Annotated in this window: 17 protein-coding genes; 4 read left to right on the forward strand and 13 right to left on the reverse strand. The window is 37.5% G+C overall.

Going from position 1 to position 22,249, the window contains the following annotated elements:
• Positions 1 to 118: 118 nt before the first annotated feature.
• The 3 genes from AC3G7N_RS02115 to AC3G7N_RS02125 form a co-directional block, all read right to left on the reverse strand.
• Positions 119 to 961 carry a sugar ABC transporter permease gene (locus tag AC3G7N_RS02115; RefSeq protein WP_489420590.1) on the reverse strand — a complete coding sequence of 281 codons (843 nt, stop codon included), beginning with the start codon at positions 959 to 961 and terminating at the stop codon, positions 119 to 121.
• 5 nt (positions 962 to 966) lie between these two features.
• Positions 967 to 2,265 carry a carbohydrate ABC transporter permease gene (locus AC3G7N_RS02120; RefSeq protein WP_489420485.1) on the reverse strand — a complete coding sequence of 433 codons (1,299 nt, stop codon included), beginning with the start codon at positions 2,263 to 2,265 and terminating at the stop codon, positions 967 to 969.
• An 85-nt stretch (positions 2,266 to 2,350) separates the two neighbouring features.
• Positions 2,351 to 3,637: a sugar ABC transporter substrate-binding protein gene (locus AC3G7N_RS02125; RefSeq protein WP_489420486.1), complete on the reverse strand. Its 1,287-nt coding sequence runs from the start codon at positions 3,635 to 3,637 to the stop codon at positions 2,351 to 2,353.
• A 263-nt stretch (positions 3,638 to 3,900) separates the two neighbouring features.
• On the opposite strand from AC3G7N_RS02125, the gene AC3G7N_RS02130 reads away from it, so the two are divergent.
• The 3 genes from AC3G7N_RS02130 (at position 3,901) to AC3G7N_RS02140 (ending at position 7,616) form a co-directional block, all read left to right on the forward strand.
• Complete coding sequence (locus AC3G7N_RS02130) at positions 3,901 to 5,688, forward strand: glycoside hydrolase family 13 protein (protein WP_489420487.1); 1,788 nt, start codon at positions 3,901 to 3,903, stop codon at positions 5,686 to 5,688.
• Between the two features lie 99 nt (positions 5,689 to 5,787).
• On the forward strand, positions 5,788 to 7,392 hold the full coding sequence (locus AC3G7N_RS02135; RefSeq protein ID WP_489420488.1) for an amidohydrolase: 1,605 nt from the start codon (positions 5,788 to 5,790) through the stop codon (positions 7,390 to 7,392).
• Between the two features lie 68 nt (positions 7,393 to 7,460).
• Positions 7,461 to 7,616 (forward strand): hypothetical protein, encoded by a 156-nt coding sequence (locus tag AC3G7N_RS02140; RefSeq protein ID WP_489420489.1) that lies wholly within the window; start codon positions 7,461 to 7,463, stop codon positions 7,614 to 7,616.
• 115 nt (positions 7,617 to 7,731) lie between these two features.
• On the opposite strand, the gene AC3G7N_RS02145 is transcribed toward AC3G7N_RS02140, so the two are convergent.
• Complete coding sequence (locus AC3G7N_RS02145; protein WP_489420490.1) at positions 7,732 to 8,766, reverse strand: potassium channel family protein; 1,035 nt, start codon at positions 8,764 to 8,766, stop codon at positions 7,732 to 7,734.
• Positions 8,767 to 8,904: 138 nt separating this feature from the next.
• Here AC3G7N_RS02145 and AC3G7N_RS02150 point away from each other — a divergent pair, with 138 nt between their 5' ends.
• A complete protein-coding gene (locus tag AC3G7N_RS02150; RefSeq protein ID WP_489420491.1) occupies positions 8,905 to 9,279 on the forward strand; it encodes a hypothetical protein in 375 nt (124 codons plus the stop codon).
• Between the two features lie 101 nt (positions 9,280 to 9,380).
• Here AC3G7N_RS02150 and AC3G7N_RS02155 read toward each other — a convergent pair whose 3' ends face one another.
• From AC3G7N_RS02155 to AC3G7N_RS02195, 9 genes are all read right to left on the reverse strand, one after another.
• Positions 9,381 to 10,715: a DUF2252 domain-containing protein gene (locus AC3G7N_RS02155; protein ID WP_489420492.1), complete on the reverse strand. Its 1,335-nt coding sequence runs from the start codon at positions 10,713 to 10,715 to the stop codon at positions 9,381 to 9,383.
• A gap of 174 nt (positions 10,716 to 10,889) precedes the next feature.
• A complete protein-coding gene (locus tag AC3G7N_RS02160; RefSeq protein ID WP_489420493.1) occupies positions 10,890 to 12,260 on the reverse strand; it encodes an SLC13 family permease in 1,371 nt (456 codons plus the stop codon).
• Between the two features lie 283 nt (positions 12,261 to 12,543).
• Positions 12,544 to 14,067, reverse strand: a complete 1,524-nt coding sequence (gene tcuA, locus AC3G7N_RS02165; protein WP_489420494.1) for an FAD-dependent tricarballylate dehydrogenase TcuA — start codon at positions 14,065 to 14,067, stop codon at positions 12,544 to 12,546.
• 37 nt (positions 14,068 to 14,104) lie between these two features.
• Positions 14,105 to 15,598: a tripartite tricarboxylate transporter permease gene (locus AC3G7N_RS02170; RefSeq protein WP_489420495.1), complete on the reverse strand. Its 1,494-nt coding sequence runs from the start codon at positions 15,596 to 15,598 to the stop codon at positions 14,105 to 14,107.
• An 11-nt stretch (positions 15,599 to 15,609) separates the two neighbouring features.
• Entirely contained in the window at positions 15,610 to 16,059 is a 450-nt protein-coding gene (locus tag AC3G7N_RS02175; RefSeq protein ID WP_489420496.1) for a tripartite tricarboxylate transporter TctB family protein, read from the reverse strand.
• A 33-nt stretch (positions 16,060 to 16,092) separates the two neighbouring features.
• Positions 16,093 to 17,073 (reverse strand): tripartite tricarboxylate transporter substrate binding protein, encoded by a 981-nt coding sequence (locus AC3G7N_RS02180; protein ID WP_489420497.1) that lies wholly within the window; start codon positions 17,071 to 17,073, stop codon positions 16,093 to 16,095.
• Positions 17,074 to 17,291: 218 nt separating this feature from the next.
• Positions 17,292 to 17,966, reverse strand: a complete 675-nt coding sequence (locus AC3G7N_RS02185) for a response regulator (RefSeq protein WP_489420498.1) — start codon at positions 17,964 to 17,966, stop codon at positions 17,292 to 17,294.
• 8 nt (positions 17,967 to 17,974) lie between these two features.
• Complete coding sequence (locus AC3G7N_RS02190; RefSeq protein WP_489420499.1) at positions 17,975 to 19,594, reverse strand: ATP-binding protein; 1,620 nt, start codon at positions 19,592 to 19,594, stop codon at positions 17,975 to 17,977.
• Between the two features lie 382 nt (positions 19,595 to 19,976).
• Positions 19,977 to 22,148 (reverse strand): DNA topoisomerase III, encoded by a 2,172-nt coding sequence (locus tag AC3G7N_RS02195; protein ID WP_489420500.1) that lies wholly within the window; start codon positions 22,146 to 22,148, stop codon positions 19,977 to 19,979.
• Positions 22,149 to 22,249 lie beyond the last annotated feature (101 nt).

Below are 22,249 nucleotides of genomic sequence, written 5' to 3' on the forward strand. Positions count from 1 at the left end.
GTTCCTCCTGTCGTTTTTAGAATAGCTCGGCATTCGCCTCTTCTTTATTAGCGAATGCCGAAGTTTTTCTTATACTTAATTCCTCAAAATTTTCATGCTTCCTTACGTGCAGTAAAACTTAACCTTTCGTTGCACCACTCGTTAATCCGGAAATCAAATAACGTTGTAACAATAAGAATACAAGTGCAATTGGAATCGCAATTAAGATGGACCCAGCTGCAAATCGTGTGAAGTTAGTTGAAAATTGATCATTGATAAAATTGTATAGCCCAAGTGCTAGTGTATAGTTTTCCGGACTTGTTAATACGATTCGTGGTAACAAGAAGTCCATAAATGGTGCCATGAAGTTAAACAATGCAACAACTGCCAATATTGGCTTAGCAAGCGGCAGTATGATCGTCCAGAAAATTTTCAAATGACCTGCCCCATCAATTTTGGCTGCCTCATCCAATTCTTTTGGAATCGTATCAAGGTATCCTTTTACGAGCCACGCATTAAACGGTATTTGGCCACCAATGTAAATCAACATTAAACCATATAACGAATCCGTTAATCCGATTGTATTTAGCAAAATGTAAAGAGCTACCATTCCCATTAAGGCCGGAAACATTTGTAATAATAAGAACAAATACAGTCCATATTTGCGTCCAAAAAATTTGTATCGTGAAAAGGCATAGGCAATCAGCGATGTAATAACGACAGATAAAACTGAGTTAACTACCGCGACATATAGACTGTTCTTATACCAGGTCACATAATCACTACCTGGATCCGTGAACAACCAAATATAATGTTCAAATGTTGGATTGTCCGGAAAAAGATTTGTCACAAGCATATTTGAACCAGGATTAACACTCATCATCAACGCCCAAAATAACGGATAACCAATGACAACAAACATCACTAAGAAAAACAGATAAATGAACGTTACTTCGATTTTAGACTTTGTTTTGGAATGCATCGCCATTAGTAACGTCCCTCCTCTTTAAATGCTGCTGTTTTTCTAAATTGGAAAAAGGCAAAGATCGAAATAATTAATCCCATTATAATCGTAATTGCAGCAGCCATATTGTAATTGTTCGTTTCAAATGTCAGCTTATAAACCCATGAAATTAAAATATCGGTACCGCCAGCATTTTGTCCTCGAACAGCTGGGCCGCCTTCATTAAATAGATAAATAATATTAAAATTATTAAAGTTTCCTGCGTACTGCATGATCAAAAGCGGTGCGGTGGCAAACAGCACGTGTGGTAATGTGATAAATCGTAATTTTTGAAAGCGAGTGCCTCCGTCGACGTCTGCTGCCTCATACATATCCGCTGGGACACTTTGCAGAACGCCAGTAAACAACGCGAATACAAATGGGAAGCCGAGCCACGTTTGAATCATGATGAGCGCCGTTTTCGCCCAAAAGGGATCGGACAGCCATGGAATCATAATATTAAATTGACTTAAAATATCACGGTTTATCGCACCAAACGTTGGATTAAATAACGCTGAAAAGATTAAGATAGATACAAATGCAGGAACTGCCCAAGGTAAAATCAATACGGTTCGTAATGTCCGTTTAAATTTGATTCGTTTATCGTTTACAAGTAGTGCTAAAAACAACCCTAGTACAATTTGCAAAGTTGTTGCAACGATTGTCCATACAATCGTCCAAGTAAAGACATTTAGAAAAGTATCTTGCCATATCCCTACATCAAAAAGTGCCGCAAAATTGTCAATCCCGACCCAATCCAATAGTTTGCGCGGTGGTGCATTATACTGGTTATAATTCGTGAAGGCTAAACTAACCATAAATAATAAAGGTAAGACTACAACGAAAAGTAGCATCATTAATCCGGGAAGAATCATGAAATATGGAAAACCACGATCATAGAAGCTAGTGATTCCACTGAGTAACGATGGTTTTGGCCTCCCTTCCTCCCGAGCAATTGCGTCGCGTCGTGCATCTTTAATAGTAGAAATATAAATGGCAACACCAAATGCGAGCACAATCAGCGAAATCAATCCTTGAATCAAAAGCTGAATCGAATGATGTTCACGAGGAATCGTACCAAGTGTAAACAATCCCCAAATTCCAATATCAATGTAATGCCACGTGGTAACTAAAAAGGATGTCGTTATAACCAGAAACAAAATTCCTTTAAAAATTCTCTGGTTATATAATTGCCCTAACCCAGGAACGATGATAGATAAAAGAGTTGCAAAATTGCGGGGCTGTCTTAATCCAGTTTTTTGTTTTGATTTTTCATCTCTCACATACGTAACCCCCTATGTAATTCCGTATCAAAAACGCAATATATGGAAGGCATCATACCTCCCATACATGCATTATTATTTGTTCTTATTTAGCCGCTCCAGATGCTTCTATCTGATTTTCAATAACTTCTACGGCCTCTTTTAATACTGGTTCAACCGGTTCTCCTTTTGAGATAAACGATAAAGCATTGTTGATTGGATCCCATACTTGCTGCATAGCTGGTACACTTGGCATTGGTTCCCCATAAGTTGTTTGTTCAGCAAACGCTGAGTAAATTGGATCTTCTGCAATTACTGGATTCTCTAAAGAGTCTTTACGCGGTGGAAGTTCTCCAGCCACTTCATAATAGGTCATCGCATTCTTTTCGTTTGTAATAAATGTCATCAAATCTTGTGACCACTCAGGATTTTCCGAGTAATAAGAAAGCATGTAAGATTTCACCCCTACAAATGATTTAGGAACTTCACCATTGCTTAGTTTAGGTAGTGGAGCAGTAGCTAAATCCTCACCTAATGCATCACCATATTCACGGACCATCCAAGGGCCATTAATAACAGTTGAAACTTTTCCTTCTTTAAATAAGCCATTCATAATATCAGGTGTTAAATCTTGCGGAATATAACCATTATCAAACCATGATTTAACAAGTTTTCCACCTTCAATCGCGCCTTCATTAGCAAGTCCCATATCAGAAATATCATAATTTCCATCTTCATTTGCAAAAACGTACGCCCCGTTACCAGAGAAGAATGGATAAACAAAATAGAAGTTCGCAGCTTCCATAAGGAAACCAAATTTATCTTCCGCTGGTTTCGTATCACTCTCCGCAATTGCCATTAAATCCTCCATGGTTGCAGGTGCTTCATCTACCAAAGATTTATTATAATACATGGCATATGTCTCGATAACAGCTGGATAGCCCCAATAATCCCCATCATATTTAACGGCCTGCAATGCTGTATCGGTAAATTCTGATTCTGTCTTTCCTAAGTCGACTGGTGCAACTAGCCCACGAAGAACTAAGTCACCAATACGATCATGTGGTTGAAAAATAATGTCTGGACCATTACCAGCAGGACCTTCTACATTCAACTTCTCAACCTGGTCTAACATGTTAATTGGAACCATTTCTACATCGATCCCAGTTTCCTCTGTGTACTTGTCGGTAATTTGTTTTACAGCTTCTTCTTGCTTCTCTTCAGCATTCACCCAAACTGTAAGCTTTTCAGGTTTTTCAGGCATTTCTTCTGTTGTCTTTTCCCCATCTTTATCGGAACTGCTATCCGCTGGTTTTGTTTCTTCTGGACCACACGCTACTAATAATCCTATTAAAAGCATCATGCCAAAAATAGTACCAAGCCATTTCTTCATCTAATTTGACCTCCCAATGTTTTCCTTTGCGCATCATTTTGTGAAAACGTTTGCACAAAGATTTATTTTTATTATACATTGTTTCAGAATAAATTCAACTACAATTTAAACTTTTTTAAATACTTTATCTATAACAACGATAACGCTTACATTTTATAGAATTCCTGCTATACTTATTTATAATAATCTCTACACCTATGGATCCTACTTAATTAATTTCATTCGTATCTATACAAACGTTTGAACAAAAGGAGTGTATCTAATTGTTTAAAGAAGCCATTTACCACAGACCTAAAAATAACTTTGCCTATGCGTATGATCGTGAAACCTTGCATATCGTTTTGCAAACAACAAAAGATGATTTAGATTCCGTTGCACTGATTTATGGTGATCCGTACAATTGGCAGAAAGGCTACTGGATAAGCGAGACATTAACGATGGAAAAGTCAGGTTCTACTGCATTACATGACTTTTGGTTTGTTGCTGTCACACCAGAATTTCGTCGTATGCGCTATGGATTTCGGTGTTCCGATGCTAGTGAAACGCTGTTTTATACCGAACGAGGTTTTCACCAGGAACCACCAGACGACACGGCCTTTTATTTCTGTTTTCCTTATCTAAATAAAATAGATGTATTTCAAGCCCCATCATGGGTGAAAGATACAGTTTGGTATCAAATATTTCCGGAACGCTTCGCAAACGGTGAAGCGTCAAATGATCCAGAAGGAACGTTGCCTTGGGGAAGTACTGACCCGTCACAATCTAATATGTTCGGGGGGGATTTTCAAGGGGTGATGGAGCACCTGGATTATTTAGAAAGGCTCGGAATTAATGGCATTTACTTCACACCTATATTCAAGGCAAATTCAAACCATAAATATGACACAATTGATTACATGGAAATTGACCCACAGTTTGGTAATAAAGAAACCTTTCGTGAACTTGTCCGTAAATGCCATGATCGGGGAATTCGTGTCATGCTTGATGCCGTGTTCAATCATAGCGGTTATTTTTTCGAACCCTTTCAAGATGTCCTGAAAAATCAAGGAGCATCAAAATATAGAGATTGGTTTCACTTATGGGATTTTCCAGTAGTCGCTGATCCTACACCAAATTACGATGCATTTGCTTTCGTCCCATCAATGCCTAAATTAAACACCGAGCACCCTAAGGTGAAAAAATATTTATTAGATGTTGGGTGTTATTGGATAAAAGAATTTGATATTGATGGCTGGCGCCTAGACGTGGCAAATGAAGTCGACCATGTATTTTGGCGTGACTTCCGGCAAGTTGTTAAAAAGGCAAAACCTGACGCATACATTTTAGGTGAAATTTGGCATGACTCCATGCCTTGGCTTCAAGGCGACCAGTTCGATGCGGTCATGAACTATCCATTCACAAATGCCGCAATTGAGTTTTTCGGCAAACAAGCAATGACGGCGAGCGATTTCACAAATACGATTACCGATGTCCAACACATGTATCCAAAAAATGTGAATGAGGTTGCTTTTAACCTATTGGACAGCCATGACACACCAAGAATTTTAACACTTGCTGAAGGAAATCCTGAACGCGTTAAACTCATGTACTTATTCCAACTTACCTTCACAGGGACCCCGTGTATTTATTATGGTGATGAGATTGGTATGGACGGTGGACAAGATCCCGGTTGTCGTGCATGTATGATTTGGAATGAAGACAAGCAGGATCAAAAGTTGTTTCGCTATTTACAGTTGCTTATTCGTTTCCGGAAATCAGATCCACTTGTTGGGAATGATGGGGATTTTCGTTTCTTGTATGTAGATGACGCAACCCAAACAATTGTCTATGAAAAATCAAATAGTGAAAGACGCTACATTTTTATTGTGAATAATAGTGATGTAGAAACAAAAGTAAAAGTGGAAAAAGTCTTTGGAACGAATCATGAAAAGGTTAAAGAGGTTATTCTTTCAGAAGAATGTCCGATAAGAAAAAAACAGCTTACTCTAACGGGAACTGAAGCATTTATCATAGGGCCTAATGGATTTAAACTAATTGAACAATTAATCTGAGCGTTGACACCTAGTCAACGCTTTTCTTTCCACTCATTTTAACTTCCCTCCTATTCGGGTAAACAATAGTTAGAAGCAATTTATTGGAGGGTGCTTACATTGAAAATTTTAACTAACGTACGGCTATACCGACCATTTGCCAGCGAATCAACTGAAGCTATTTTTCACATTGGAATGGATGGTGAAAAAATCCAATCTATTAACAACGGACTTACTAAGGAAACAGGTTCCCATGTAGTTGATTGTGACAGGCGGGTTGTTTCCGCCGGTTTTAATGACTCCCATATGCATTTGTTGCGTTATGGTTTGATGAAAAAAGAACTCGATTTCCGTAATGTAACATCTTTTAAAGAGATGAAAAGACTGCTATCAAATCGATTTAACGAAGAAAAAATGGAGGAATACGATTGGGTTGTTGGGCGTGGTTTAATCGATAGCCAACTAACGGATATCGACCATCCGCTAACGGCAGATGACCTTGAAGAATTGGAGTATGATAAGCCAGCTTTCTTCCTTCATGATGACGGGCATGAATGTGTTGTTAACCATGAGGCACTAAAAATTTTACAGCAAGAGCCTGCTCTTTTAAAAAACCATGAAACATTTATCGAAACAGATCGTAATGGAAATTGGACTGGGCGCTTCAAGGATACAGCTGTTCATTTTATTAAATTTAATTTCCGTCAAAAAAACGAAGATGAAATTTATGAGGCGGTACAAGACGCTGTACCTCATTTACTTAAAAAAGGGATTACCTCTGTCCATACCGATGATTTAAATTTTGTCGGCAATTATGACCGACTTTTTAAAACGTACCTTGATTTAGAAAATGATGGTCATTTAAAAATCGATGTTCGACTACACCACTATATTTTTAACATCGATGATTTAACACACTTTTTACGTACTACTAACAAACGTACTGGTGCTGGCAGCGAACGGGTCAAAGTAGGCGCGATTAAAATTTTTCTAGATGGAACACAGCGCTTACACACTTCTGCTTTGCGTCAGGCCTATCATGATAAGCCGAGCACAAGGGGGAATTTAATCTATTCTGAGGATGAACTTGATGAAATTGTTCAAACCGCTCATGAAAATGGGATGCAGGTAGCCATGCACGCAATTGGTGATAGAACGGTAGAACAAGCACTTAACACGTTAGAAAAAGTTGATACAAAAAAGCTAAGGCATCGAATCATCCATGCGCAGGTCTTAGCTCCAGATCTCTTAGAAAGACTTCAAGAAATAAAGCCATACATCGAAACCCAACCAGGATTTATTATGAATGAATATGATCAAACAGTAAATTGGGTAGGAAAAGATCAAGAAAAATTCTGTAACCCTTGGAATACTATAGATAAAATGGAAATTCCATTTACGTTAAGCTCTGACACCCCGATTGGATCACTTTCGCCCATCACAGGCATTTTTGCAGCGGTTAATCGTACAGATACGAATGGTAATCCAAATGGTGGCTGGTTACCAGATGAAAAACTATCCATCGATCGCAGTTTTCAAGGCTATTCACAAAGCGCTGCAGAACTTGAATTCCGTGAGCATGAAAAAGGAAGACTGGAAGCTGGTCAACAGGCAGACTTAATCCTGTTGTCAGAACATCCAAAAGAAGTGAAGCCCAGCGAATTAAACAGCATAGAAGTTGTCGAGACATGGAGTAGAGGCGAAAGAGTTTTTCAAAAAGGATAAGGGGGACTGCGCTTTTTTATGGAAAATGGTAAAATACACTATGAACCCATTTTGGGGAGGCGAGTTTTATGCAAAAGGTTTTAATGAACGTGCAAACTGCTTATCACGGTGAAATCCTTCGTGCAGGAAAAGAGTACGAAATCGACGAAGATATAGCAAAGCGCTGGATAGCCAGTAAAATTGCTAATAAAGTAGAGAAAGAAGCGAATCATCACGATACGTGATGATTCGCTTCTTTCTTTGTAAGGAAGTATAAGTTTTGGCGTTTATTTGTCTAGCTCCAGCGCCTATGCCACTCCTTCAAGCGTCCATACCGGGGATTTTTTTATAGATAATTTTCTATTCAGCTTGTTTCCAATACCGATTGTACGTGTCTACACTGCAAACCACATACAATTTTGCATCGGCCGGAATTTGTTCATCTAATCGCTTATTAATCGATAAATCATTTCGGTCTGCTAGGAGTGTTGCACCTTTTTCAAGTAAAGAAAGAAATGCATCTTTATAGGTGTTCCACTGTGGGTCTAGATTAATTTGATAGATGTTTTCCCCTTCCAAATCACTGGTCAATGATGTATAGATCTTACTTGACCCATGATAACGAGAGGCCTTAGCCATAATCCGTGAGAATGTCTCGTCTGAAATAACAAACTCGTCTACTTTGGAATGCTTAAAATTATCAATGTGTTTTTCCTTTTGCACTTCTACAATCGTATAAATACTTTCATCTAACTCAATAGATAGCTTCTCTATCGAAGATGCTATCAGAAGGCTTTTCCCATCTGCTAAAGAAGAATCTTGTATCCTATCATCTGAAAACACTAGTACGGAAGATGCTTTAGCTACATTTGCGTCAATTAGTACTTCCCTGTCTTCAGGGTTTCCTTGCACAAACGTTACATTGTCATGTTTAAAAGGCGTTTCAGGAAGGTCCGCAATAATGACGACTTCCCTCTTCTCATCATCGTTTAATAATTCTTTCAACGTACTTTTTGTCCTTTCGCCCCAACCTAACAATACATAATGACCGCTTTTTGTAAATGGCAATTTTCCTTCCTCCTTCAACATTCGATACAACGAGAATAAATTTACTACCTTTCCAATCACAACACCCATTAGACCAATACCTACTGCAAAAAGAAACATGGCAAAAATCTTCCCCTCAGTTGTAGTCGGCGAAACATCCCCATACCCAACTGTAGTTATGGTTGTCATAACCCACCATAATCCTTCAAATGCATTCGGAAACGTTTCAGGTTCTAAAAAGTGAATAAAAAACGAGCTAAATACAAGTACCCCTATAACTAGTAAAAAAAGTCTTAAATTATTGGTTTGATTTATTTTAGGGTAGACCCTGGTAAGAAACCATATCATATGTAAACTTCTCCTTACTTATTAATCGTCAGTGTTAGTTTAACTTATTTCATATAAAATGTGTACAAAACTAGAAACAAATAAAATATAGACTACTCTTTTAAAAATAGTTATACTTTACACAAGGAGGTGAACAGATTGAGTGAACAACAATTTCAGCGGATGGAAAACATGTTATCAGAGCTAATAGGAATGGTAGCAAAGACTAATGAAAGATTGGACACAAACATTAAGGAATTACGTTCTGAATTCAAATCTAGCATTGATGGGTTGCGTTTTGAAACGAAATCTAACAATGATGTGTTGCGTTCCGAAATGAAATCCAGCACTGATGAGTTGCGTTCTGAAATGAAATCTAGCACTGATGAGTTGCGTTCTGAAAATGGTCAACGCCATCAGGAAGTCATGCAGAAATTATACAGCCTTGAAGCTGATCAGGAGTATACATGGGGAAAGATTATCCGCAATGAAAGAGAAATTACAAAGCTAAAGGAACAGAAATTTGGTACCTGATCCACCTTGCAGATTATTATTCTCCATTAACTCCACGTTTCTTCTCAAAAAGGCTACTCCTTAAAAATACCACAGTGATCATCACTGTGGTATTTCATCTACTAATGCTCTGCCTCGAGATCAAATTCTTCATTACACCATTCCGAAAAGATGCGATAGTCTTCATTCACTTGTTTTTTGTAGTTTATTGATGCCGTAATTAATTGTGAAATGAATCCATCGTATTCAGTACCGATTGCTTTTATTATTTCTTCTTCGCTCTCATGTTCAAATTTAAATTCATCGGCGCGTGCATGGGCTTTTGCTGTGACTTTTCCCATCACTTCCACAGTTGACTCCATGTTTTCATTAACCATTAACTCGCTCGGATCAACGGCTTCATCGTATGGAGAATTTTCTCGTACATAAAAGTCATGGTCACCAATCGAAAAATAACCAAGATATGGGTCTTCTAAATACTGCATTGCTTTTTGAGCAGTTATAACTCGTTTTCCATGGTGAGGTATATCATCTGAAAACAATTCATCGTATGGAAAAAAGTGATTTGGTGCAGGAGTCCGTGCTTCTTTTGCCTCAAGAACTAGATCACCATCATCTCCATTCTCATGCCCATCAATCAAAATATAATAACGCTGGAGACCGATTGATCCCGTACCAGCACCAAGTTTTTTCACGACATCTTTAATTTTATAAAAACCTTCTCTTTGTCGATTATCAGAATCAATCGAAGCGACATAGTCAGGCCATGAGTTTTTAAGCAAATTATATTCCTTAAAAGTCAGATGCTCTAGCCCATCCGTTTCCTGGAACTTTCGATCCCCACTATCAACAGTAGTAACCGCATCCAAAACAGCATTCACTTCACGCTCAGGCAATCCTTTTAATACTTTTTGGACAGGACCTATCGTATTTAATTCATGAAAAGTTAACGAACCTGGTAACTCATCCCGATCAACAAAAGCGAGCAACTGCTTATAGTAAGCTTGTAAATACACGTTAACTAACTTGATCTGATCTTTTTCATCATACTCTAGTTCCTCACTATACAAAGCAATACTTACCGCCATTCGGTACACGTCATAAAAGTAAGACCCTAGATAACCTTCATCAAAGTCATTTGTGTTATAAACAACATTGCCTTCTTTGTTCTTAAAAGCTCCAAAGTTCTCAAAGTGCAAATCGCCTTGAAGCCAAGTTGGTTTATCATCAGCTGTATGATAAGCAAATGGTATTCGTGTCGCATCATAATAAAATAGAAAAGCGCTTCCCCTGTAAAATTGAAATGGGCTCGCCAACATCTTCTTATATTTTCGTTGTTGGTTTGTAAAATCCAACCCAAGTAATTCACCATCAAACTGTTTCATTACAGTCTTAACCGTTTCTTTGCGTAGTTTTTGCCGAGTTAATAGAATGTGTTCCATCATTTCATTAGCCATTTTAAAACCTCCGTTTCCACGTAACTTTACTAACTTATCCATAAAGTTACCGATAAATCCATTTTACAGTTTTTATACGGTAATTTCAGGTATTAAAGTTATCAACAGGGAGGCTTGTCATTCATTTATTTTACAGATAAAAGATGATTCGAAGCAAGCCAATAGAATAAATTTTTATATAAGTTTCCAATACGTATTTGTTGTCACTAGTATAATAACTATCCATACCACGATTGAAATACTACCAATTTTAAAGAGATCTTTTTCAGTAAAGTATTTATACGAATAGGTAATCAAATGAACGGGAGACTGTGTAATTAATAGAAACCCAGGAATTCCCGCCAGAAAGACTGCCATCGTCACCAGTAATGGTGATAAGCCAGGTAGTGATTCTCCAATTGTAATAGCCAACGGCAGAACAATCGTTAGAAATCCTAAAATATTTACAAAGATAACTCGTAATAATGCTGTGCAACACACTAAGATTAATAATACAACGAATGATGATTCCAGTGGAATAGTTTCCACTAGTATGTCAGCAATCATTTCAATTGTACCGGTTTTTATTAGCATCCCTGAAACCATTATCGTAGAAGCAAAAAACAATATCATATCCCAGTCAATTGACTTTTTTGCATCATCCCATTTCCAAACACCGATGAAAGGAGTAAATGTTAATGTGGCCCCTAAGAGTCCAATTAAAGGTATGGAAATATGATGAAATTGCTGTGTGCTCCATAACAGTAAAGTCAAACCAATTATAATAATAACTTTCTTTTCAGCCGGACTGATTTTACCCAATTTATTAATTTGATCATCCAGTAAATCTATAAGTACCTTTTTGTCAACGTTTTCTGGTGGAAATATTAGTAGAAATACCCCCCATAGAATGACTGCAAATAAAATAATAGGAGGCGCAAAGTATATAATCCAGCTAATATAATTTAGATTCGTTGAAAAGTCATCTAGTATTCCATATGCATATATAGTGGAACTTGCTCCAGTCGCTACAAATGCTCCTGAAATTGCTGTAAGGTATGCAATCCCAATAAACAGTGATTTGGCTAGGTTATGTACACTTTTTATCTGCTTTAAACTTTTTAATAAGCTGTCAAAAACAGATGTTACTAAACTTCCTTTACCGACATTAGATGGAATCATAATAGATAAAACAAACATAAGCAAATAGGATAGAAGGATTAAAGCCTTTCCGGAACCCTTGGATAACTTTAGCATCATTAAAGAGAGTCTACTTGCTAATCCAGTTTTGATGAAAGCGTGTGAAATAATAAAAGTTGAAAATAGTAACCAAACGATTTCGGAACCAAAGTACGCGAGCGTTTCCTGATAACTAAAAAAGTGGAAAGATAGTATTAGTATTAATAGGATAGAACTATGGGCTAATGGAAAAACTCTTCCAATCCATAAAATTTGAATAATTACTAAGGTTACTAATGCCTTAACTTTTATATCAAAATGGAAATAATCAGGTATAAACAGCAAATATAGTAAAGTGGCTATTATAATCAAAATTTTTTTTTTCATTTAAGTACTCCTTTACTAGACAACTTCCTTCAAAAGCCTTATTGCCTAACAGAAGTTTCTACACTATTAAGAAAAGTGCAAGCGCCTTGAAAGACACGACAAGCATAAGCAGAGCGGTGCAGTGTGAGTGCTTTGCCCGCGCGTAAGCGAACTGCTTATCTTGTCGTGTCTAGGCGCTGGAACTAGACAGATAATCGCCAAAATTTTATACTTTCTTTGCTATCAAAGAAAAAGCCACCGAAGTGCGTAGGTGACTTTTTAAATTAATCCTCATGGAACTACTTTAGTTATTAATTTTTTTTCGTGCTTGCCGACTATATTTACCAGCGGAAGTACCAGCTATTTTTCCATAAACGGCACCAGACATTAATCCTGATCCACCAGGATAGTTGCCATAGAAAATACCTCCTACCATTTCACCTGCAGCAAATAGTCCGTCGATTTGATTATCATCTTTGTTTAATACATTGCCTTGCGTGTCTACATGAAGACCGCCAAATGAAAAGGTAATGCCACAAGTTACAGGAAATGCATAAAATGGGCCTTCTTCTACTTTTATAGCCCAGTTTGTTTTTGCTGGATTAATGCCCATGGTGCGTTTCCCGTCCTTTACTGCAGGGTTAAATTCTCCTTCTTGAACGGCATCGTTATACTCCTGGATTGTGCTTAGGAACTTCTCTTTGTCCACAGCTAATTGATCCACCAATTCATATAATGTGTCTGCTTGGAAGTAAGTCGCCTCTTTAAGATTATATTCATCTCTTAGCAGCGGTCTAACGTTAGCATCATAAATTTGATAAGCCACATGCTCTGGTTGTTTTAATATTTCCTTACCATATTTGGCATAAGTATAATTTCTGAAATCTGCACCCTCATCAACAAATCGTAGTCCATCTTTGTTTAACATAATACTTAATGGATAGGAATGCTTTTTAAATATATCCCCAGGTTGATTGAAATCCCCAACTTTAGGAGCATGATAATCTGTTCCAATGGAATGACAACCGCCCCATTCACCAAACTTTTGAGCTCCTGCCGCAAGTCCAATTTCCAAACCATCTCCAGTATTATACTCCGTTCCTCTGACAATAGCAGATTCCCATTCTTTACCCATATATTTTTTTCGCATCTCTTTATTTGCTTCAAAGCTACCACTCGCCAATACAACACTACTAGTATTTACTATGACTTTAACATTTCCATTTTCTAGTACGATACCTGTAACTTGGTCGCTTTCAGTAACTAATTTAATGGCGCGTGCATCATAACAAATATCAATTCCAAGTTCATCTATACGCTGGTATAGGGATCCCATTAAACCTATCCCCTTATTCTTTGTCTTAAGTGGTAATCCACCCCAAAAGTGTCTCTTTCCGTCCTCCTTAACAAAAGACTGGTTTCCTGCATTTAGCTCAAATTCTACGCCTTGTTCCTTCATCCAAACAATTGTCTCTAAGGATTTCTCTACTAATTGTTTTGCTAAATCTGGATCGCTTTTACCTTCTGTTACGCGCATTAAATCATTGTAATAGTCTTCCTTGTTATATTCAGGCATAACTATTTCTTCTGCTTCCTCATCAGTTAATTCGGGTATAACCTTTCTAATATTGTTAAAGTTATCATACGCAGTTCGTATTGCTCCATCTGTAAAATAGGAATTTCCGCCTCTTTTTTCTTTTGGTGCACGTTCAAGAACAAGCACCTTTCCCCCTTCTTCCGTACCAGCAATCGCCGCACAAAGTGCAGCATTTCCTGCGCCTACAACTACGATGTCATAATAAGATAAAAGCTCGTTTATATTTGCCAATATAACTCTCCCTTTCCAACTTCAAAAAAATACTGTATTAGGATTTACTTAATTTTCTTTTTTGGATCGTACGGACTAGTAATGGATAAAATAATGAAAGTGTAGTGACTATTATTAAACCAATAGCAATTGGAGTTTCAAAGAAGACACCAAAACTACCATTTGACGACAATACTGCCATGCGAAAATTTTGTTCCATATCTGCACCAACGATTATTGCTAATACTAGTGGTGCTATAGGGAAATCCATTACCTTCATAAGTAATCCAAAGTATCCAAAAATTAGTAACAAGAAAAAATCAATTGCACTGTAGCTCAATGTATACGTACCAATAAAAGCAAGCAATAAAATGATTGGATATAAAACTTTTGCAGGTGTATCAAGTATTTTAACCAGGAGGCCAACTAAAAGAATATTAATAATGACCAGTGCAATATTCCCGATAAACATACTATTAACCAAGGTCCAAACCATTTCTGGATTATTCTCAAATAACAAAGGACCAGGCCTAATTCCCAACATGATTAATGCACCGAGCATAACTGCTGTGGTTCCTGATCCCGGAATACCCATTGTTAAAAGCGGGATCATCGCACCAACAGAAGCAGCATTGTTCGCAGACTCCGGTGCAGCTAATCCTTCGACTGCACCTTCACCAAATTCATCTGGTTTTTTTGAGATTTGCTTTTCCGTGGTATAACTTATCATGGATGCAATGGAACCACCCGCTCCTGGTAAAACACCAATAATAAATCCAAGTGGCCCACTTCGTAGAATAGGCCATTTAGAGCGCCTCCACTGTTCCTTACTAAACCAAATCTTTCCAACTTCTTTCTTTTCTTTCTTCAACCTATCAATTGTCAAAAAGTTATACAGAACTTCGCCAATAGCATAAATTCCAATGATAACGATTAAAAAGTCAATTCCTTCACTTAAATGTGGTATACCGAATGTAAATCGGTAAACACCACTTTGTGTATCGATTCCAACAGTACTTAACAACAATCCAAGTAGCATCGCTAAAAAACCTTTGACCATCTTACCCATTGATAAAGATACGATTGCAGATAATGTCAGAAGCATTAACAAAAAATATTCTGCTGGTCCAAATTTCAGTGCAAAATCTGCTAGGGGTTTGGCTAATAGAATAAACCCTATAACAGCAATGATTCCTCCAATGAATGAAGCAACTGCGGAAATTGCCATCGCCTGACCAGCTTGGCCTTTTTGAGCCATTGGGTATCCATCAAAAGTAGCTGCAATAGCAGAACCATCACCTGGGGTATTTAACAAAATGGAGCTTCTCGATCCCCCATACATCGCCCCATAGTAAATGGCAGCCATCAGAATTAATGCACTGACTGGTTCCATTCCAAACGTTACAGGAATTAGGATAGCAACAGCTGTTGCTGGCCCTAATCCTGGTAACATTCCAACAATTGTCCCTAAAAAACCACCAATAATAATCCACATGATATTTATTGGTTCTAAAGAGGTCATCAAACCTTCCATAAATGTTTCCATTCCCATTTTTTAACCTCCTACGGTAAACTAACACCAAGCAACTCACTGAAGGCATACCACGAAATAAATGAAAATACTAATGCAACAATTATATTTGTTTTCCACTTTCTTATTCCATTTACTACAAATAGTAGTGCTCCAAGAAAAAGAACAGTTGCAATCAGAAAACCTATCGATTCAAAAATCAACGTGTACCCTATTCCTAATATAATTGTCATTCCAATTAATTTTGGCGTTCGACCAGTAAACATTTCCGTAATTTTTTCATTCTCTTTATTTAAATGCTTCAGCTCCTGAACTAAATAACCAATGCTAAATAGGAACAAAAGAATACTGATTCCAACCGGAAAGTATAACGGTCCATATGGATTACCTAAATTAGCCTTGGGCAAGTTTATAGCTCCAATAAATGAAACAATACTTAATATAATCAGAAATGCTGGCATGCCAATTTTAAATGCCTTCATAATATACTCCTCTCCATATAAGAAGTTCGGAAACTATTCCGCCAACCCTGAATCGTTAACTAATCCATCATACAATTCAGCTTGCTCATCTAAAAATTGCTTTGCTTCCTTACTATCTTTATAAAAGTCTTCCCAATCATTGTTTTCCAGTACTTCTGCCCATAAATCAGACTCAACCATTTTTCCAAGCTTTTTATCCCAAAAAGCAATTTCCTCTTCACTCATGTCTGGCGGTCCCATGACTCCTCTCCAATGTGGGAATTCCATGTTTACACCTTGTTCTTTATAGGTAGGCACTTCTTTTATATCATCTAACCTCTCACCTGAGGAAACAGCTAAAATATTGACCTTACCTGCTAAATGCTGATCTTTCACTTCAGAAAGTGATGTCGTAACAACATCAACATGATTTCCTAAAAGTGCGGTTACAACATCCCCACCACCTTCATAAACAAGAAAGTCGACTTGTGTCGGATCTACACCGTACTCGCGAGCTGCTTGTACAAAGGACAAATGGTCATCATTTCCTAATGCAGGTCCTACACCCACTTTAATGGAGCTCGGATCCTTCTTTAATTGTGTCATTAAGTCTTCTAAACTCTCATACTTTGAATCTGCTGGAACAGCTAACGATTGCCATTCTGTTGCTAAAATAGCAATAGGAGTAAAGTCTTTATAGCTAAGCTCACTTGACCCTAATAAATTATTTGTTAGCACTAAACTAGAATTAATTGCTAGATGATGAGCGTCTTTAGATTGTAAATACTTCCAACCTACTTCTCCTCCACCACCAGGTTTGTTGATTACATTAATATTTTGATCAACTAGTTCATTATCTGTTAATACCTTTTGAATAGAACGAGCGGTTAAATCCCATCCACCACCTGGTGATGCTGGTGCTATTACTTCAATGTTTTTTGATGGAAACTCTTTCCCACCAGATGCTGACTCCGAATTAGAACATGCAGCTAATAGTAATACCAAAAATAAAAATAAAACCATAATCTTCTTCATACAAATCCATCCTTCCATTTTTTAAAGATTCCGTCATCCAAAACCATAAAGTATTGAAATCTGATAACCATATCTTACTCCGTAGCGATTAATTATGTAAACGTTTCCAAAATACTGTTTTTTAAAAATTTAAAAACACTTTTGTTCATAAAGTTCATGATTAATTTAAAAATACTAAAACCGAGCATCCGCCCGGCTTTTGTGACATACATTTATATTTATTTTTCATTTACATAATACCTTCGCTCTGGCCGACCAACAATTCCATAAACACTTTCCGCTCGCACATGACCCACTCCTACTAAATATTCTAAATATCGCCTTGCGGTGGTGCGTGAAGCTCCCATTTTCTGGCCTACATTTTCGGATGTGAGCCCTTCAGCGTTTGCTTGGATTAACTCGATTACTTTTCCTAAAGTTAAGGAATCTATACCAGGGGGCAAACTTTGGGCTTTCTCTTTTGCACGATTTCCAAATAATTGTTCAAGTACCTCTTCATTTACCTCCACTGTCGATTCCATAAATCGATTCTTTTTTTTGTACTGCCCTAATGCTTGTTTAAATTGTTCCAATTGAACTGGTTTTATAAGGTATTGAAATACCCCATATTCTAAAGCCTTTTCTAAAAATGCCTTATCATTTGAAGCAGTTATCATAATTATATCTAGTCCATGATAATCCAATCTGATTTTATGCAAAAGATCTGTACCTAGCTGATCAGGCATATAAACATCAAGTAATAATAGATCCACTGAATGGTTTCCTAACAACTCCAATGTTTCGAATGCATTGATAGCCTTTCCTACCAGACGTACCCCACTTACTTTTTCTAAAAATGCCTCGTGAATTTGAGCAACTCGAAAGTCATCCTCTGCAATTACTACATTAATCATCCTGACCTTCATCCCCCTTTGTCCAAGCTTATCTTATTCAAATTTTTCGGAAGGAATACCGTAAAAATAGTCCCTTCATTACTTGAAGTATGAAGTTCAATTGAACCACCTAAACTCTCTATCTCTTCTTTTACGTTGGATAAACCATATCCCCTGTTTTTTCCTTTTTCAGAGAATCCTTTTTCAAAGAGATATGGTATAGCCTTTTCATGAATACCCTGACCATTGTCCGCTATCTCAAAAATGATGTCATTGCCAATATCAGTTGTAAAAAATGATATTCTTCCTGTCTTAACCTTGGAAACAGCATCAAAAGCATTATCAATCAAGTTACTAATAATAATGAGCAGTGGTAACAATTCAAACCGCTCCGGCAATTTAGATAATGAACTATCCGGATTAATAATGAATTCAGTTCTATTCTCAGATGCTTTTGCTAACTTCCCTAATAAAATAGCTTGAATCTTTTCATCTTTAATATGATTAAAAATTATGTCAGCATGTACTTCTTGAAACCTCGACTCTATCTTTATAAATTCCATCGCTTCGTCGTATTTACCAAGCTGAATAAGTCCGAGTAATACATATAATTTATTGGTAAATTCATGTGTCTGTGCTCTTAAATCCTCCGAGTATTGCTTTACTTCAGAGAGTGTATTTACCATCTTTTGAATTTCAGTTTTGTCTCTAAAACTAGCAACTGTTCCAATCTTTTGTGTTCCCTCTACTATCGGCTGAGAACTTACAATTATAGTTTTCCCATTGTGTTCAAGCTCCACGTTACTATTTTCATAACGAGATTGTAAAACATGAATCAAACGGGCTGAATGGAATACTTCAACCAGTGATTTTCCTTTTACATTTGTTTTAATATCTAGAAGTTGTTTCGCAGAATTGTTCATCATTGTAAAGTTTTCATTCGAGTCAATCGCCACTATTCCTTCTTTGATCGATTGTATGATAGCACTTCTCTCTCTGTACAAGGATGCAATCTCAATTGGTTCCAGCCCAAACGTATCCTTTCGTATACTTTTCGTAAGCATGACACCGCCAAATATACCGGCTAGGAGTACTCCAAATGATATAATTAAAATTTTCTTTGTATCGGTTGCGATATCATTCATTATTGCTTTCATTTTGTAAACTACTGTTACAGTTCCTTCAACTTTTCCGTATAATCCATAATCAATTTGTATGGGTGCAATACCTAGTAAAAGAGCATCCGCACCCTCGCCTGCATTAGTTGCATATGCACTTCCAAATACCAGTGCGCGATACTTCTTTTTACCACTGGATAACTGATCATAGATATTAGTTGGCACATTGGTCAAAAGATCGCCATCCCTGTTTTCAATGATAATAGCTGATACATTTACCTCTTCTGCCACATGGTCAGCAATTGACTGCACCTCTTTTGATTGATTGTTGTTAATAATTGCCCTTTGAACAACAGGCATATAAGATAAGGTTTTAGCTGTTTGAAGTGCAATACTCTCAGCTTTACTTATATCTTCATTGGATTCCAAAATAACAAAAGTCGTAGTTATCAACCCTACTATAAGTAGAATCAACGATATGATTAGTCCTAAAATTTTTACCTGTAATGACACATTAAGAAGGCGTTTCATGATATTCTCCATTATCTTTTTATTTAATGCAGGTTACATTGCTAATAATATCATAATAGCAACTATACTGAATATCTGAAAGTTTGAAAAATATAATATAAATTTTTTCATTAGAAAAGCTTAGGGCGCCTTGTTGCCGTATGACTGGACGGACCCGCATGGGATAAAGGAAACACGAAAAGCGTAAGCGATTAGGGACGTTCGACTAATGTCGGAACTGTTATCGTAAGGAGGTGCCGGAAAGGCGCTAGGCAATGGGCGCTGAAGCTGGACGTGACTGATGATGTACCTCACTTATCCACAGTGTTCCAAATTTATAATTTCCTAAGCAATCAAAAAAAGATTTCCCGCATTTTAATAGCGGGAAATCTTCTAAGTAACTCTATTTCTTCAACTTTGCCAACGCATCGGCTAATGCATTGTTCTTAAACCCATCATCATCATTTTTCTTCAAATATTTATTAACATCTTTCTTAGAAACTTTATGCTTTTTCTCTTGCTGTTTACGTTTATTAAAAGTAGACAATTTTTCACGGTGGCCGCATTTACACGTGAACATCTGTCCTTCGCCTTCTCCACGTAACTCAAGCCGCTTATGACAATTTGGGCACCTTGCATTAGTCCGTTTGGCAATGTTCTTTTTATGTCCGCAAGAGCGATCCTGACAAACAAGCATTCTTCCATTCTTATTATCAATTTCAAGCATCAACTTGCCACAATCCGGGCATTTGGTTCCTGTCATATTATCATGCTTGAATGACGCGTCTGTGCCTTTTACTTTTTGCACAACTTCTTTTGTATAGCCCTTCATTTCGGCAATAAATGCATCTTTTTTTAACTTACCATCGGCGATCAGACCAAGCTTTTGCTCCCACTGAGCAGTGAGTGCTGGTGAGCGTAAATCTTCTGGCACTAGGTCTAGTAACTGTTTACCTTTTGAGGTTAAAAATAGGTGTTTCCCTTTTTTATCCATATACTGCCCGTTAAAAAGCTTCTCAATAATATCTGCACGTGTTGCCACAGTTCCGAGACCACCTGTTTTCGTTATACTCCCCGCCAAATGCTTCTCTTCAGAACTCATATACCGAACTGGATTTTCCATGGCTTGCAATAACCCACCTTCCGTAAAACGCTCTGGTGGCTTTGTTTCGCCGTTCGTTTGGGAAACCCTTAGTTTATCAAAAGTCTCATCCTTCGATAGTTTTGGCAATGTTTGGTCTGCTTCTTCTTCATCGTCAAACCGATTATCATAGATTTCTTTCCAGCCTTGTTTGATCACACGTTTACCTTTTGCAGTGAACCTCTCTTCACCAATCTTCGCTTCTACTGATGTCTGCTCATATTCGTGCGGGTCAGACAAAACAGCAAGGAACCGCTTCACAACTAAATCGTAAATCTTTCGTTCCTTGTCATCTAAATCCTCCAAAACAACCGATTGTTCGGTGGGAATGATAGCATGATGATCCGAAACTTTCTCATTATCGACGACAGTTTTGGTAAGATTAAATTGACGTTTCAGCACATTGTTTGCAAATCTAGCATATTGATCAATACCACATGCTTTCACGCGGTCCTTCAATGTCGGGACAATATCCGTTGAAATTACCCGTGAATCGGTTCGTGGATAGGTTAATGCTTTATGTCGCTCATACAATTTTTGCATGATTGACAATGTTTGTTTTCCGGAAAAATTAAAAATACGGTTTGCGTCACGTTGTAGTTCGGTTAAATCATATAATTGAGCCGCAAACTTTTTCTTATGTGTCTTTTCAACCGAGACAATTGTTGCATTTTTGTTCTTTACTTTCTGCAAAATCGCGTCAGCCTTGTCTTTAGCAAACATGCGGCTATTATTTTTCACGTCTACCCAAGTGAATTTTACTCCTTTATCCGTAACCGCCTGGATACCATAAAACTGCTGTGGCTTAAATGCCTTGATCTCATTTTCACGTGCTTGAATCATAGCAAGTGTCGGCGTCTGAACGCGCCCTCCTGACAACTGGGCATTATGTTTTGTTGTCAGTGCACGAGTCGCATTCAACCCAACATACCAATCCGCTTCTGAGCGCGCGACTGCTGCATCATATAAGTTCTTATAACGATCACCGGGTTTTAGCTGTTTGAACCCATCTTTAATCGCCTTATCTGTTACAGATGAAATCCATAACCGCTTCACAGGTTTTTTCACGCGTGCTTTTTCCAAAATCCATCTGGCAACAAGTTCACCTTCACGTCCAGCATCTGTCGCGATAACAATCTCGCGTACATCGTTACGATTAAGCTGCGTTTTTACTGTATTAAACTGTTGAGCAGTTTTTTTCATCACAACAAGCTTTAAGTGTGGTGGAAGCATTGGTAAATCATCAAGCTTCCATGTTTTATATTTATCATCATATAGTTCTGGATCTGCGAGTGTAACTAAATGGCCAAGGGCCCAGGTAACAATATAAGAATTCCCTTCCATATAGCCATTTCCTTTTTTGGTACAATTCAGGACACGTGCGATATCACGTCCAACAGATGGTTTCTCTGCTAATACAACCGTTTTACTCATGTGAAAAATCCTTTCTGTAAAAAAACATCTATTCTTACTTTATCATAAAAGGCTGTCTATAACAGTTCTTGATACCCAAAAAACCTATCACATCAAATCGT

Source organism: Virgibacillus carmonensis (assembly GCF_057836705.1).